The 12,711-nt window shown below is 34.4% G+C and carries 20 protein-coding genes; all 20 read left to right on the top strand.

Going from position 1 to position 12,711, the window contains the following annotated elements:
* Window positions 1-4: 4 nt before the first annotated feature.
* Complete coding sequence (gene rplX / locus MYRA21_RS02870; protein WP_006259485.1) at window positions 5-322, top strand: 50S ribosomal protein L24; 318 nt, start codon at window positions 5-7, stop codon at window positions 320-322.
* Window positions 323-324: 2 nt separating this feature from the next.
* Entirely contained in the window at window positions 325-876 is a 552-nt protein-coding gene (rplE, locus tag MYRA21_RS02865) for a 50S ribosomal protein L5 (protein WP_006259484.1), read from the top strand.
* Window positions 877-878: 2 nt separating this feature from the next.
* Window positions 879-1,148, top strand: a complete 270-nt coding sequence (gene rpsN / locus MYRA21_RS02860; RefSeq protein WP_006259483.1) for a 30S ribosomal protein S14 — start codon at window positions 879-881, stop codon at window positions 1,146-1,148.
* Window positions 1,149-1,169: 21 nt separating this feature from the next.
* A complete protein-coding gene (gene rpsH / locus MYRA21_RS02855; RefSeq protein WP_006259482.1) occupies window positions 1,170-1,568 on the top strand; it encodes a 30S ribosomal protein S8 in 399 nt (132 codons plus the stop codon).
* Between the two features lie 17 nt (window positions 1,569-1,585).
* Complete coding sequence (gene rplF, locus MYRA21_RS02850; RefSeq protein WP_006259481.1) at window positions 1,586-2,128, top strand: 50S ribosomal protein L6; 543 nt, start codon at window positions 1,586-1,588, stop codon at window positions 2,126-2,128.
* A gap of 11 nt (window positions 2,129-2,139) precedes the next feature.
* Window positions 2,140-2,490, top strand: a complete 351-nt coding sequence (rplR, locus tag MYRA21_RS02845; RefSeq protein ID WP_006259480.1) for a 50S ribosomal protein L18 — start codon at window positions 2,140-2,142, stop codon at window positions 2,488-2,490.
* Window positions 2,491-2,496: 6 nt separating this feature from the next.
* Window positions 2,497-3,021: a 30S ribosomal protein S5 gene (rpsE, locus tag MYRA21_RS02840; RefSeq protein WP_006259479.1), complete on the top strand. Its 525-nt coding sequence runs from the start codon at window positions 2,497-2,499 to the stop codon at window positions 3,019-3,021.
* Between the two features lie 12 nt (window positions 3,022-3,033).
* On the top strand, window positions 3,034-3,216 hold the full coding sequence (rpmD, locus tag MYRA21_RS02835; RefSeq protein WP_006259478.1) for a 50S ribosomal protein L30: 183 nt from the start codon (window positions 3,034-3,036) through the stop codon (window positions 3,214-3,216).
* 11 nt (window positions 3,217-3,227) lie between these two features.
* Window positions 3,228-3,680: a 50S ribosomal protein L15 gene (gene rplO, locus MYRA21_RS02830; RefSeq protein ID WP_006259477.1), complete on the top strand. Its 453-nt coding sequence runs from the start codon at window positions 3,228-3,230 to the stop codon at window positions 3,678-3,680.
* Between the two features lie 16 nt (window positions 3,681-3,696).
* The gene (secY, locus tag MYRA21_RS02825; RefSeq protein ID WP_006259476.1) at window positions 3,697-5,043 is read left to right on the top strand and encodes a preprotein translocase subunit SecY; all 1,347 of its coding nucleotides are present in this window, start codon (window positions 3,697-3,699) and stop codon (window positions 5,041-5,043) included.
* A gap of 5 nt (window positions 5,044-5,048) precedes the next feature.
* A complete protein-coding gene (gene infA / locus MYRA21_RS02820) occupies window positions 5,049-5,264 on the top strand; it encodes a translation initiation factor IF-1 (protein ID WP_002987492.1) in 216 nt (71 codons plus the stop codon).
* A gap of 13 nt (window positions 5,265-5,277) precedes the next feature.
* Window positions 5,278-5,394 (top strand): type B 50S ribosomal protein L36, encoded by a 117-nt coding sequence (gene ykgO, locus MYRA21_RS18725; RefSeq protein WP_002987490.1) that lies wholly within the window; start codon window positions 5,278-5,280, stop codon window positions 5,392-5,394.
* A gap of 2 nt (window positions 5,395-5,396) precedes the next feature.
* On the top strand, window positions 5,397-5,771 hold the full coding sequence (gene rpsM / locus MYRA21_RS02815; protein ID WP_006259474.1) for a 30S ribosomal protein S13: 375 nt from the start codon (window positions 5,397-5,399) through the stop codon (window positions 5,769-5,771).
* 11 nt (window positions 5,772-5,782) lie between these two features.
* Window positions 5,783-6,166 carry a 30S ribosomal protein S11 gene (gene rpsK, locus MYRA21_RS02810; RefSeq protein ID WP_006259473.1) on the top strand — a complete coding sequence of 128 codons (384 nt, stop codon included), beginning with the start codon at window positions 5,783-5,785 and terminating at the stop codon, window positions 6,164-6,166.
* Between the two features lie 89 nt (window positions 6,167-6,255).
* A complete protein-coding gene (rpsD, locus tag MYRA21_RS02805) occupies window positions 6,256-6,861 on the top strand; it encodes a 30S ribosomal protein S4 (protein WP_006259472.1) in 606 nt (201 codons plus the stop codon).
* A 25-nt stretch (window positions 6,862-6,886) separates the two neighbouring features.
* Window positions 6,887-7,879 (top strand): DNA-directed RNA polymerase subunit alpha, encoded by a 993-nt coding sequence (locus MYRA21_RS02800; protein ID WP_006259471.1) that lies wholly within the window; start codon window positions 6,887-6,889, stop codon window positions 7,877-7,879.
* Between the two features lie 32 nt (window positions 7,880-7,911).
* The gene (gene rplQ, locus MYRA21_RS02795) at window positions 7,912-8,388 is read left to right on the top strand and encodes a 50S ribosomal protein L17 (RefSeq protein ID WP_006259470.1); all 477 of its coding nucleotides are present in this window, start codon (window positions 7,912-7,914) and stop codon (window positions 8,386-8,388) included.
* A 105-nt stretch (window positions 8,389-8,493) separates the two neighbouring features.
* Window positions 8,494-9,618, top strand: a complete 1,125-nt coding sequence (carA, locus tag MYRA21_RS02790; RefSeq protein ID WP_006259469.1) for a glutamine-hydrolyzing carbamoyl-phosphate synthase small subunit — start codon at window positions 8,494-8,496, stop codon at window positions 9,616-9,618.
* Between the two features lie 96 nt (window positions 9,619-9,714).
* Window positions 9,715-11,007 (top strand): phosphopyruvate hydratase, encoded by a 1,293-nt coding sequence (gene eno / locus MYRA21_RS02785; protein ID WP_039328484.1) that lies wholly within the window; start codon window positions 9,715-9,717, stop codon window positions 11,005-11,007.
* A 339-nt stretch (window positions 11,008-11,346) separates the two neighbouring features.
* Window positions 11,347-12,633, top strand: a complete 1,287-nt coding sequence (locus MYRA21_RS02780; protein ID WP_006259467.1) for a citrate synthase — start codon at window positions 11,347-11,349, stop codon at window positions 12,631-12,633.
* The last annotated feature ends 78 nt before the right edge of the window (window positions 12,634-12,711 follow it).

Genomic DNA, 12,711 nt, shown 5'->3' with positions numbered 1-12,711 from the left:
AAACATGATTAAGCTAAAGATAAAAACAGGAGATACTGTACGCGTTATCGCTGGTGACCATAAAGGTACTGAAGGTAAAGTTGTACGTGTATTACGTGAAAAGAACAAAGCTATTGTTGAAGGGGTGAATATCATTTCTAAACACGTGAAGCCAAGTGCTTCTAACCCTCAAGGTGGAATTGTTAAAAAAGAGGCTCCAATCCAAATCTCTAACTTAGCGATCGTAGATCCTAAGACTAACGAAGTTACAAGAGTAGCTATCGTGAAAAACGAGAACGGAAAAAATGTTAGAGTTTCTAAAAAATCAAATCAAGTATTATAGTTATGGCTTATATACCAAGACTTAAAGAAGAATATAAAAGCAGAGTTATCTCTGCTCTTACTGAGGAATTCGGTTATAAAAACGTAATGCAAGTTCCAAAACTTGAGAAAATCGTTGTTAGCCGTGGAGTTGGTGCTGCTGTTTCTGATAAAAAATTAGTTGATTACGCTGTTGAGGAGTTAACTAAAATTACAGGACAAAAAGCAGTAGCTACTATCTCTAAGAAAGACGTTGCTACTTTTAAATTAAGAAAAGGAATGCCAATCGGGGCAAAAGTAACGTTACGTGGAGAGAGAATGTATGAATTTTTAGATCGTTTAGTAACTTCAGCTTTACCACGTGTAAGAGACTTTTCAGGTATTAAATCTGATGGTTTTGACGGAAGAGGAAATTATAACTTAGGTGTTACTGAGCAAATCATTTTCCCTGAAATCAATATCGATAAAGTTAACAAAATCGCTGGTTTTGATATCACTTTCGTAACATCTGCTCAAACAGATAAAGAAGCGAAATCTTTACTTGCTGAATTAGGATTACCTTTTAAAAAGAATTAAGTATGGCTAAAGAATCAATGAAAGCCCGTGAGGTTAAAAGACAAGCATTAGTAGATAAATATGCTGCTAAGAGAACAGCTCTTTTAGAAGCTGGTGACTATGAAGGATTACAAAAGTTACCTAAAAATGCTTCTCCAGTTCGTTTACACAACAGATGTAAGTTAACAGGAAGACCAAGAGGGTATATGCGTCAATTCGGTATTTCTCGTGTTACATTCCGTGAAATGGCAAATAATGGATTGATACCTGGAGTAAAAAAGGCAAGTTGGTAATTAAGATTTAAAGGTAAAAACATGTATACAGATCCAATAGCAGATTTCCTTACAAGAGTTAGAAACGCTGTGAGAGCTAACCACAAAGTGGTTGAAATTCCAGCTTCAAACTTCAAAAAAGAAATCACGAAAATATTATTCGATCAAGGATATATCTTAAGCTATAAATTTGATGATAGTTCAGTTCAAGGGACAATCAAAATAGCTTTGAAATATGATAAAGACACAAAAGAGTCTGTAATTAGAGATATCCAAAGAATTAGTAAACCAGGTTTGCGTAAATACGCTTCTGCAGCAGATCTTCCTAGAATCCTTAACGGATTAGGAATCGCTATCGTTTCAACATCAAAAGGATTGATGACTGGAAAGCAAGCGAAACAATTGAATGTTGGTGGAGAAGTAGTTTGTTACGTATACTAATTTAAAAAGACTAAGAGATGTCAAGAATAGGTAAAAGTCCAATAGCAATACCTGCTGGAGTAACGGTTGACGTTAAAGAAGGAGAGATTGTTGTAAAAGGTAAATTAGGAGAGCTTTCTCAAAAGTTTGATACAGTTAGTATTAAAGTTGAAGAAGACCAAGTAATCGTTGAGCGTTCTTCTGATGATAAGATTGAAAGAGCTAAACACGGATTATACCGTAGTTTAATCAACAATATGGTTAAAGGAGTTTCAGAAGGATTTACTATCAGTTTGGAATTGGTTGGGGTAGGATACCGTGCTGCTAATCAAGGACAAAAGTTAGATTTAGCTTTAGGTTTCTCTCATAATATCGTGATGGATATTGCAAAAGAAGTTACAGTGGAAACTATATCTGAAAAAGGTAAAAATCCAATCGTTAAATTAACTTCATTTGACAAACAATTAGTTGGTCAAGTAGCAGCAAAAATCCGTTCATTCCGTAAACCAGAACCTTACAAAGGAAAAGGTATCAAGTTTGTGGGTGAAGAGTTAAGAAGAAAAGCAGGTAAATCAGCTTAAAAATTAAGACTATGTCATTAACAAAATCTGAAAGAAGACAACGTATTAAATTCAGAATTAGAAAGATCGTTAGCGGTACTGCTGCTAAGCCAAGACTTTCTGTATTCAGAAGTAATAAAGAAATCTATGCGCAAATCATAGATGACGTGAATGGAGTAACTCTAGCTGCAGCATCTTCAAGAGAAGCTGGGATAACAAGAGGAACCAATATTGAAACTGCTGCATCGGTTGGGAAACTAATTGCAGAGAAAGCTTTGAAAGCTGGTGTAGAAACTGTATCTTTCGATAGAGGAGGTTATTTATACCACGGTCGTGTTAAATCATTAGCTGAAGGCGCTAGAGAAGCTGGATTAAAATTCTAATTAGTTATGTATCAAAATTATAAAAACGTAGAATTTGTAAAACCAACTGGTCTTGATCTTAAAGATCGTTTGGTTAGTGTAAACCGTGTTACTAAAGTTACTAAAGGGGGAAGAGCTTTTGGATTCTCTGCTGTAGTAGTAGTAGGTGACGAAAACGGTGTAGTGGGTCATGGTTTGGGTAAATCAAAAGACGTTTCTGAAGCAATCGCTAAAGCAGTAGAGGATGCAAAGAAAAACTTAGTTAGAGTTCCTTTAAATGGTCATACTATTCCTCACGAACAAAAAGGAAAATTCAGTGGAGCAAGAGTATTATTGATGCCTGCATCTTTGGGTACTGGAGTAATCGCTGGAGGTTCTGTGAGATCGGTTGTAGAATCTGTTGGGATTAAAGATTTATTATCTAAATCTCAAGGATCTTCAAATCCTCACAACGTGGTGAAGGCTACTTTTGACGCTTTATTACGTTTAAGAAGTGCTTCTACAGTTGCAAAACAAAGAGGAATTTCTTTAGAAAAAGTATTTAAAGGTTAATTTGAGAGAGTTATGTCAAAAATTAAAGTAAAACAAGTAAGAAGCCAAATTAATTGTCCTCTTGTACAAAAGAGAACATTAGAGGCTTTAGGACTTCGTAAGATTGGTCAAGTGGTGGAGCATGATGCTACATCTGCAATCTTAGGAATGGTAAGTAAAGTTCAACACTTAGTTTCTGTAGAGGAGGCTAAATAATATTGTAGAGTATGAATTTAAGTAATTTACAACCAGCAAAAGGTTCAGTACACAACCAAAACAAACGTGTTGGTCGTGGTGAAGGGTCTGGTAAAGGAGGAACTTCTACAAAAGGACACAAAGGTGCTAAATCACGTTCAGGATATTCAAGAAAAATCGGATTTGAAGGAGGACAAATGCCACTTCAAAGACGTGTTCCTAAATTTGGTTTTAAAAACATCAATAGAGTAGAATATGATGTTATCAACTTAGAAAGATTACAATCTTTAGTTGATAGCGGAGTAGTAAAAGACACTGTTGATTTTGCTCTTTTAGTTGAGTTAGGATTAACTTCTAAAAATAGTTTAGTTAAGGTTTTAGGGCGTGGAGAGATAAAAGCAAAATTAAAAGTTTCTGCACACAAGTTTTCAGCATCTGCTAAAGAGGCAATCGAGGCAGCTGGTGGAGAAATTGTAACGTTATAAAATCTTAATAAACAAGATGAAGAAGTTTTTTGAAACATTAGCCAGTATTTGGAAAATTGAAGAGTTAAAGAACAAAATCTTGATAACTTTAGGGTTATTGCTTGTGTACCGTTTTGGTACACAAGTTACCCTTCCAGGTATTGACGCAACGAAATTGCAAGCTTTAACTGATCAAACTGATCAAGGTATCGGTTGGTTAATAAATGTTTTTACAGGTGGTGCATTTGCGCAAGCATCTGTATTTGCATTAGGTATTATGCCTTATATTTCTGCTTCCATAGTAGTTCAGTTGATGGGAATCGCGGTTCCTTATCTACAAAAGCTACAAAATGATGGAGAAAGCGGTAGAAAGAAGATGAACCAAATAACAAGATGGTTGACAATCGGTATTACTTTATTACAAGGACCTAGTTACATCTATAACTTGTATGTGCAATTACCACCGGATGCATTTTTGTTAGGTTTCAATTCTTTCTCATTCTTGTTTTCTTCAGTAATTATACTAGTGACCGGAACTGTTTTTGCAATGTGGTTAGGTGAAAAAATTACTGATAAAGGTATTGGAAATGGAATTTCATTATTAATTATGGTTGGTATTATTGCAAGACTTCCAATGTCTTTCATCCAAGAATTCCAATCAAGAATTACAGAAAATAATGGAGGACCTATGTTGGTGGTTATAGAAGTAATTTTATGGTTGTTAATCATCGTTGCTTGTATCTATTTAACTCTTGCTGTGAGACGTATACCGGTTCAGTATGCAAGAAGAAGTGCTTCAGGAACTTATGATCAATCTATGTTAGGCGGTAACCGTCAGTGGATTCCATTAAAGTTAAATGCATCAGGAGTTATGCCAATCATCTTCGCTCAGGCGATCATGTTTGTGCCAGCTGCAGTAGCAGGTTTGTCAACTTCGGATACTGCTAAATCAATCAGTACAACATTTCATAATGTGTTTGGTTGGGAGTATAATGCACTTTTTGCTTTATTAATCATAATTTTTACGTACTTTTACACCGCAATTACAGTACCTACTAATAAGATGGCTGATGATCTAAAGAGAAGTGGCGGTTTTATACCAGGTGTTAAACCAGGTAGTGAGACAGGTGATTTCTTAGATAGAATCATGTCTTTAATAACATTCCCAGGTTCTCTTTACTTAGCACTAATCGCAGTTTTCCCTGCAATCGTGGTAAGTTTATTAGGAGTTCAACAAGGTTGGGCAATGTTTTATGGAGGAACATCGTTATTGATTATGGTAAGTGTTGTAATCGATACAATTCAACAAGTCAATGCTTATTTACTGAACAAACAGTATGATAGCATGATGACAAGTGGTAAAAATAGAAGAGCAACAGCTTAGTTTTTATGGCAAAACAATCAGCAATAGAACAAGACGGAGCAATTATTGAAGCATTATCAAATGCTATGTTCCGTGTGGAATTAGAAAATGGACACGTAGTAATCGCCCATATCTCAGGTAAGATGCGTATGCATTATATCAAATTATTACCTGGTGACAGAGTAAAATTAGAGATGAGCCCTTACGATTTGACCAAAGCAAGAATTACTTATAGATATTAAAGAGGCTATTAAAATGAAAGTAAGAGCATCAGTTAAAAAAAGAAGTGCCGAGTGCATTATAGTACGTAGAAAAGGTAGACTTTACGTTATTAATAAAAAGAATCCTAGATTTAAACAAAGACAAGGATAATTATGGCAAGAATCGCAGGGGTAGATATACCTAAACACAAAAGAGGAATCATTGCTTTAACTTATATTTTTGGAATTGGTTCAAGTAGAGCTAAAGAAATTCTAGAAAGAGCTAAAGTTGACGAAAATAAAAAAGTTCAAGATTGGAATGACGATGAGATCGGAGCTATCCGTGAAGCTGTAGGTCAATTCACAATTGAAGGAGAATTACGTTCAGAGATTTCATTAAACATCAAACGTTTAATGGATATCGGATGCTACAGAGGTATCCGTCATAGAGCTGGTCTTCCATTAAGAGGACAAAGAACTAAGAACAACTCTAGAACAAGAAAAGGTAAAAGAAAAACTGTTGCTAACAAGAAAAAAGCAACTAAATAATAAGTAGTAATATGGCTAAAGCGAATACAAAAAAACGTAAAGTACTTGTTGAGTCAACAGGTGAAGCTCATATTAATGCGACGTTTAACAATATCATCATTTCATTAACTAACAAAAAAGGTGAAGTGATTTCTTGGTCATCAGCAGGTAAAATGGGATTCAGAGGTTCTAAAAAGAACACTCCTTACGCTGCTCAAATGGCTGCAGAAGATTGCGGTAAAGTTGCACTTGAGGCAGGATTGAAAAAAGTAAAAGTTTATGTAAAAGGACCTGGAAACGGAAGAGAATCTGCAATCAGATCTTTACATAACGGTGGAATCGAAGTAACAGAGATTATCGATATTACTCCAATGCCACACAATGGATGTCGTCCTCCAAAGAGAAGAAGAGTTTAATTTTATAGTATAACCAAAGGTAGGAATAGATTATCGGAGGAAAGTGACCTGAATTCATAATCCCTACCTTTTTTCAATTTTATTAAGAAATGGCAAGATATACTGGTCCACAAACAAAAATCGCACGTAGGTTCGGTGAAGCAATTTTCGGAGATGACAAGTCTTTAGAAAAAAGAAATTACCCTCCAGGACAACATGGTTTAGCAAGAAAAAGAGGTAAGAAATCAGAATATGCTATCCAGTTATTGGAAAAACAAAAAGCTAAATATACTTACGGTATTTTAGAAAAACAATTCAGAAACTTATACAAAAAAGCTGCTGCAGCTCGTGGAGTTACTGGTGAGGTATTAATTCAATTATGTGAGTCAAGATTAGACAACGTAGTATTCAGAATGGGAATTGCTCCATCTCGTAGAGCTGCACGTCAAATCGTTTCTCATAGACATATTACTGTAAATGGGGAATTAGTAAATATTCCTTCATACCAATTGAAACCTGGTGATAAAGTTGCTGTTCGTGAAAAATCAAGATCTCTAGAGACTATCGAACGTTCATTATCTAATTCTAGCGCTGTTTACGAGTGGATTACTTGGAATCCTGAAACGTTAGAAGGAACATTTGTTTCTGTACCTCAAAGACTTCAAGTTCCTGAAAACATCAAAGAACAGTTAATCGTAGAGTTGTACAACAAATAATAATTGACATTCAGTCGAAACAAATATGGCAATATTTAATTTTCAAAAGCCCGATAAAGTTATCATGATTGATTCGACCGATTTTAAAGGCAAATTCGAATTTAGACCTTTAGAACCGGGATATGGATTGACAATAGGTAATGCATTAAGAAGAGTTCTTCTTTCTTCTCTTGAAGGATATGCAATTACTTCAGTTCGTATTGAAGGAGTAGATCATGAGTTTTCTACTATCGCTGGTGTAGTTGAGGATGTTACTGAAATCATTCTTAACCTAAAACAAGTTCGTTTTAAACGTCAAATTGAAGATGTTGATAATGAAACTGTTAGTATCTCTTTCTCTGGTAAAGAACAGTTGACTGCAGGTGATTTCCAGAAATTCATTTCTAGTTTCCAGATTCTGAATCCAGAATTAGTTATCTGTAATATGGATAGTAATGTAACTATTAATATGGATCTTACTATTGAGAAGGGAAGAGGTTACGTACCAGCTGAAGAGAATAGAAAACCTAATGCTCCTATTGGTACTATCTTTACTGACTCAATTTATACTCCAGTTAAGAACGTTAAGTATGCTATCGAAAACTATCGTGTTGAGCAAAAAACTGACTATGAGAAGTTAGTTTTTGATATCATTACCGATGGTTCTATTCATCCAAAAGATGCGTTAACTGAAGCTGCAAAAACATTAATACACCACTTTATGTTATTCTCAGATGAGAGAATTACTTTAGAGGCAGATGAGATTGCACAAACTGAATCGTATGATGAGGAATCTCTTCATATGAGACAGCTTCTAAAAACTAAACTAGTTGATTTAGATCTTTCAGTTAGAGCATTGAATTGTTTGAAAGCGGCTGAAGTAGATACATTAGGAGACTTAGTATCATTTAACAAAAACGACTTGATGAAATTTAGAAACTTCGGTAAGAAGTCTTTATCTGAATTAGAAGAGTTAGTAGCTGTTAAGGGACTTAATTTCGGGATGGATCTATCAAAATACAAATTAGATAAAGAATAAACTAGACTGCAAAGTCTAAATTCTAGTAAGAAATGAGACACGGAAAGAAAATAAATCACTTAGGTAGAAAAGCAGGACATAGAAACTCTATGCTTGCTAATATGGCTTGTTCTTTAATCGAGCACAAGCGTATCAATACTACTGTAGCTAAAGCTAAAGCTTTAAAGCAGTTTATTGAGCCATTAGTAACTAAAGCTAAAACTGACGATACTCATAACCGTCGTGTTGTTTTCTCTTATTTGAGAGACAAAGACGCAGTTACTGAACTATTTAGAGAAGTAGCTCAAAAAGTAGGAGATCGTCCAGGTGGATATACTCGTATTATTAAGTTAGGTAATCGTTTAGGAGATAACGCTGATATGGCTATGATTGAATTCGTTGACTTCAACGAATTATACAACGTTGCTAAGAAAGAAGCTAAAAAATCATCTACTCGTAGAGGTAAAAAGAAAGCTGCTGAAGCTCCTGCGACTGAGGCAACTTCTAATGAAGCTGAAACTAATGAATAGTATCAACAAAATTTATTTTTGTTATTTATAATATTAAGGACATTCTTTATAAGGATGTCCTTTTTTTTTTATTTTTGCTAAAAATTAATACAACACAACAATACAATGGAATATTCAGAAAGAAAGAAGGCGGTTTTAGTTTTAAAAGATGGAACTGTTTTTTTTGGTAAGTCGGTTGGTGTAGAAGGTACAGCATTCGGAGAGATTTGTTTTAACACTGGAATGACAGGTTATCAAGAAATCTTTACAGATCCTTCTTACTTCGGTCAAATCATGTTATCAACAACTGCTCATATTGGTAACTATGGGGTTAATGTTGACGAAGTTGATTCTGATGGAATTAAGATTTCTGGTTTAGTTTGTAAAAACTTTAGTTATTATCATTCACGTCCAAATTCAGAATCGGATTTATTGACTTATTTGGAAAAGGCTAATCTTATAGCTATTTCTGATGTTGATACACGTGCTCTTACCGCTCATATTAGAGACAACGGTGCTATGAATGCTATCATCTCAACAGATGGTAAATCAATTGAGGAGTTAAAAGTGATGTTAGAGAACGTTCCTTCAATGGAAGGTTTAGAGTTGTCTTCTAAAGTATCTACTAAAGAAGCTTACTACTTTGGTAATCCTGATGCGTCTCATAAAATTGCGGCAGTTGATTTTGGTATTAAAACAAATATTTTGCGTTGTTTCGAAGAGAGAGATTGTTATGTAAAGGTGTTTCCTTACAATGTTTCTTATGATGAATTAGTAGCATTTGGTGCTGATGGATATTTCCTATCTAACGGACCTGGTGATCCACAAGCTTTAGCAAAATTAGGAGTTCTTGACACGGTTAATAAAGTTATAGATTCAGGGCTTCCTGTTTTCGGTATTTGTTTAGGCCATCAATTAATCGGCTTGTCTCAAGGTGTGAGTACTTTTAAGATGTTTAGCGGACACCGCGGAGTGAACCATCCTGTTATGAATTTAGGTTCTACTCAAGGTGAAATCACATCACAGAATCATGGTTTTGCAATTAATAAGGAGGAGCTAAGTAAGCATGATAATCTTGAGCTAACTCATGTGCATTTAAACGATGGTACTGTTGCTGGTATGAAGATGAAAAATAAGAATGTTTTCTCTGTACAATATCATCCTGAATCAAGTCCTGGACCACATGATTCAAGATATTTATTTGATGAGTTTGTCGAGAATATAAAAAATAATAAAGGAGCTACAGTGTAGTTCCTTTCGTTATATATAAACTTTATTTCTTATCTGTATTAAGTAAGTTCAATTAAAGTTGTAAATTTGTTTATACTAAATTTTAAGACACAATTTATGAGTACAATTATTAGTGTGCATGCACGTCAAATATTAGATTCTAGAGGGAATCCTACAGTAGAAGTAGATGTTATTACTGAAAGTGGTATGTTAGGTCGTGCTGCTGTTCCATCTGGAGCTTCTACGGGTGAGCACGAAGCAGTAGAGTTACGCGATGGTGGTAAAGCTTTCTTAGGTAAAGGAGTATTAAAAGCTGTTGATAACGTTAACAATGTAATTGCTGAGCACATCGTAGGTGTTAGTGTTTTCGAACAGAATACTATTGACCAATTGATGATTGAATTAGATGGTACTAGTAATAAAGGAAATTTAGGAGCGAATGCTATTTTAGGTGTTTCTTTAGCAGTAGCTAAAGCAGCAGCAAATGAGTTAAGAATGCCATTATATCGTTATGTAGGTGGTGTTTCTGCAAACACGCTACCAGTTCCAATGATGAATATTATTAATGGTGGGTCTCACTCTGATGCTCCTATTGCATTTCAAGAGTTTATGATCATGCCTGTAAAAGCAATTACTTTTACACATGCTATGCAAATGGGGACTGAGATATTCCATCATTTGAAGAACGTTTTACACGAGAGAGGATTAAGTACAGCAGTAGGTGACGAAGGAGGTTTTGCTCCTACATTAAAAGGTACTGAAGATGCTCTTGATTCTATTAAATTAGCAGTTGAGAATGCAGGCTATAGATTTGGAGATGAGATTATGATCGCTTTGGATTGTGCGGCTTCTGAGTTCTATGTAGATGGTAAATATGATTATACTAAATTCGAAGGTGAATTAGGTAAAGTTCGTACTTCTCAAGAGCAAGCTGATTACTTAGCTGAGTTAGTTGAGAAGTATCCAATAGTATCTATTGAAGATGGTATGTATGAAAATGATTGGGATGGTTGGAAGTATTTAACGGATAAGATTGGTGATAAAGTTCAGTTAGTAGGTGATGATTTATTCGTTACTAATGTAGCTAGACTTGAGCGTGGTGTTAATGAAGGTATTGGTAACTCTATTTTGATTAAAGTAAATCAGATAGGAACACTTACTGAGACTATAGCTGCTGTTAACATGGCTAAGAATGCTGGATTTACTTCTGTTATGTCTCACCGTTCAGGTGAAACAGAAGATAGTACTATTGCTGATTTAGCTGTTGCTCTTAATTGTGGACAAATTAAAACTGGTTCTGCGTCTAGATCTGATCGTATGGCTAAGTATAATCAATTATTAAGAATAGAGGAAGAATTAGGTGATATCGCTTATTATCCTCAGGGGAATGCTTTTAAAGTAAAAAGATAATCCTTTATAAATAAAAAGCGGTAGATATGATATCATATCTACCGCTTTTTTATTTTATAGTACATGGGCACGGTTATGCTGGTATTTTGTAAAAATAAATTATTGTGAATAATGTTTTTTTTTAACTAATCCAATGTGTTTATGATTATTTAGTATGCCTTATTTTTTCATTCGTTTTGTTAGTCTCTAAAATGAGGTTTTTTGTTCATTTTTAATGATTACTTTACGAATATGACTTGTATGTATGCATAATAATTCCTATCTTTCCTACTGAAAAATTACTAGAATATGTTTGCTAGTAGTGAGTAAAACTTATAGAAAAAATAAAATAATAACAATATGTCTAAAACAGCTTATATAGAGGTTGACGGTAAAAGACATGAGTTTCCTGTATTAGTTGGTACTGAGAATGAAGTAGCAATTGATGTATTGAAATTACGTGCTTTAACTGGAGCTATTACTTATGACCCAGGTTATAAAAATTCTGGTGCATGCAAGAGTGCAATTACATTCTTAGATGGAGAAGAAGGAATCTTGAGATACAGAGGGTATTCTATTGAAGAATTAGCAGAATATTCTAACTTCTTAGAAGTTTCTTATTTGATTATCTTCGGTGAATTACCAACTCAAGAACAAATAGAAAAATTCGAGAATGATATTAGAAAGTATTCATTAGTTAATGAAGAAATGAAGAATATCATTGATGGGTTTCCTAAGACGGCACACCCAATGGGAGTGTTAGCTTCTTTGACTAGTGCTTTAACTGCATTTAATCCTAAAGTAGTGGATGCTGATTGTTCTAAGTCATTATATGAGGCTGTATGTAAGACAATGAGTAAATTCTTAGTAATAGCAACTTGGACCTATAGAAAAGCTAAAGGATATCCTTTAAACTATTATGATAACACTAAGAGCTATGTGGATAACTTCTTAAGATTGATGTTTGCTTTGCCAACAGAACCTTATGAAATCGATCCAATTATAAAAAATGCAATTGATAAATTATTTATCTTACATGCTGATCATGAACAAAACTGTTCTACATCTACAGTACGTATGGTAGGTTCTTCTCATGCAGGATTATTTGCATCTGTATCTGCTGGTGTTTCTGCTTTATGGGGTCCATTACACGGGGGAGCTAATCAAGCTGTATTAGAAATGCTTGAAGCAATTCAGAATGATGGAGGTGATGTTGAGAAATATTTAAACAAAGCTAAAGATAAAGACGATTCTTTCCGTTTAATGGGATTCGGACACAGAGTTTATAAAAACTTTGACCCAAGAGCTAGAATCATCAAAAAAGCAGCTGATGAAGTATTAGGAAAATTAGGTGTTGATGACCCTGTTTTAGATATTGCTAAAAAATTAGAAGAAGCAGCGCTTAAAGATCCTTATTTCGTAGAAAGACACTTATATCCTAATGTTGACTTCTACTCAGGAATTATTTATAGAGCTTTAGGTATCCCTACTGAAATGTTCACAGTTATGTTTGCTATTGGACGTTTACCAGGATGGATCGCTCAGTGGAAAGAAATGAGAATTAATAAAGAGCCAATTGGAAGACCTAGACAGTTATATGTTGGTGAAGCATTAAGAACATTTGTTCCTATGAAAGATAGAAAATAATATTTATTTTATATTTGTTGAGGAGGCACCCTAATTAAGGGTGCCTTTTTTATTTTGTAAAGAATTAAGTAGAGAGTA

The sequence above is a fragment of the Myroides sp. A21 genome (genome assembly GCF_000807225.1).
GTDB lineage: Bacteria > Bacteroidota > Bacteroidia > Flavobacteriales > Flavobacteriaceae > Flavobacterium > Flavobacterium odoratimimum.
Note: the sequence above shows the minus strand (reverse complement) of the source record. Positions and strands in the feature narration are given on the sequence as shown.

Excerpts from the sequence above, each read along its gene's own strand:
- rplX (WP_006259485.1), top strand. The coding sequence starts at position 5 with ATGATTAAGCTAAAGATAAAAACAGGAGATACTGTACGCGTTATCGCT.
- rplE (WP_006259484.1), top strand. The coding sequence starts at position 325 with ATGGCTTATATACCAAGACTTAAAGAAGAATATAAAAGCAGAGTTATC.
- rpsN (WP_006259483.1), top strand. The coding sequence starts at position 879 with ATGGCTAAAGAATCAATGAAAGCCCGTGAGGTTAAAAGACAAGCATTA.
- rpsH (WP_006259482.1), top strand. The coding sequence starts at position 1,170 with ATGTATACAGATCCAATAGCAGATTTCCTTACAAGAGTTAGAAACGCT.
- rplF (WP_006259481.1), top strand. The coding sequence starts at position 1,586 with ATGTCAAGAATAGGTAAAAGTCCAATAGCAATACCTGCTGGAGTAACG.
- rplR (WP_006259480.1), top strand. The coding sequence starts at position 2,140 with ATGTCATTAACAAAATCTGAAAGAAGACAACGTATTAAATTCAGAATT.
- rpsE (WP_006259479.1), top strand. The coding sequence starts at position 2,497 with ATGTATCAAAATTATAAAAACGTAGAATTTGTAAAACCAACTGGTCTT.
- rpmD (WP_006259478.1), top strand. The coding sequence starts at position 3,034 with ATGTCAAAAATTAAAGTAAAACAAGTAAGAAGCCAAATTAATTGTCCT.
- rplO (WP_006259477.1), top strand. The coding sequence starts at position 3,228 with ATGAATTTAAGTAATTTACAACCAGCAAAAGGTTCAGTACACAACCAA.
- secY (WP_006259476.1), top strand. The coding sequence starts at position 3,697 with ATGAAGAAGTTTTTTGAAACATTAGCCAGTATTTGGAAAATTGAAGAG.
- infA (WP_002987492.1), top strand. The coding sequence starts at position 5,049 with ATGGCAAAACAATCAGCAATAGAACAAGACGGAGCAATTATTGAAGCA.
- ykgO (WP_002987490.1), top strand. The coding sequence starts at position 5,278 with ATGAAAGTAAGAGCATCAGTTAAAAAAAGAAGTGCCGAGTGCATTATA.
- rpsM (WP_006259474.1), top strand. The coding sequence starts at position 5,397 with ATGGCAAGAATCGCAGGGGTAGATATACCTAAACACAAAAGAGGAATC.
- rpsK (WP_006259473.1), top strand. The coding sequence starts at position 5,783 with ATGGCTAAAGCGAATACAAAAAAACGTAAAGTACTTGTTGAGTCAACA.
- rpsD (WP_006259472.1), top strand. The coding sequence starts at position 6,256 with ATGGCAAGATATACTGGTCCACAAACAAAAATCGCACGTAGGTTCGGT.
- MYRA21_RS02800 (WP_006259471.1), top strand. The coding sequence starts at position 6,887 with ATGGCAATATTTAATTTTCAAAAGCCCGATAAAGTTATCATGATTGAT.
- rplQ (WP_006259470.1), top strand. The coding sequence starts at position 7,912 with ATGAGACACGGAAAGAAAATAAATCACTTAGGTAGAAAAGCAGGACAT.
- carA (WP_006259469.1), top strand. The coding sequence starts at position 8,494 with ATGGAATATTCAGAAAGAAAGAAGGCGGTTTTAGTTTTAAAAGATGGA.
- eno (WP_039328484.1), top strand. The coding sequence starts at position 9,715 with ATGAGTACAATTATTAGTGTGCATGCACGTCAAATATTAGATTCTAGA.
- MYRA21_RS02780 (WP_006259467.1), top strand. The coding sequence starts at position 11,347 with ATGTCTAAAACAGCTTATATAGAGGTTGACGGTAAAAGACATGAGTTT.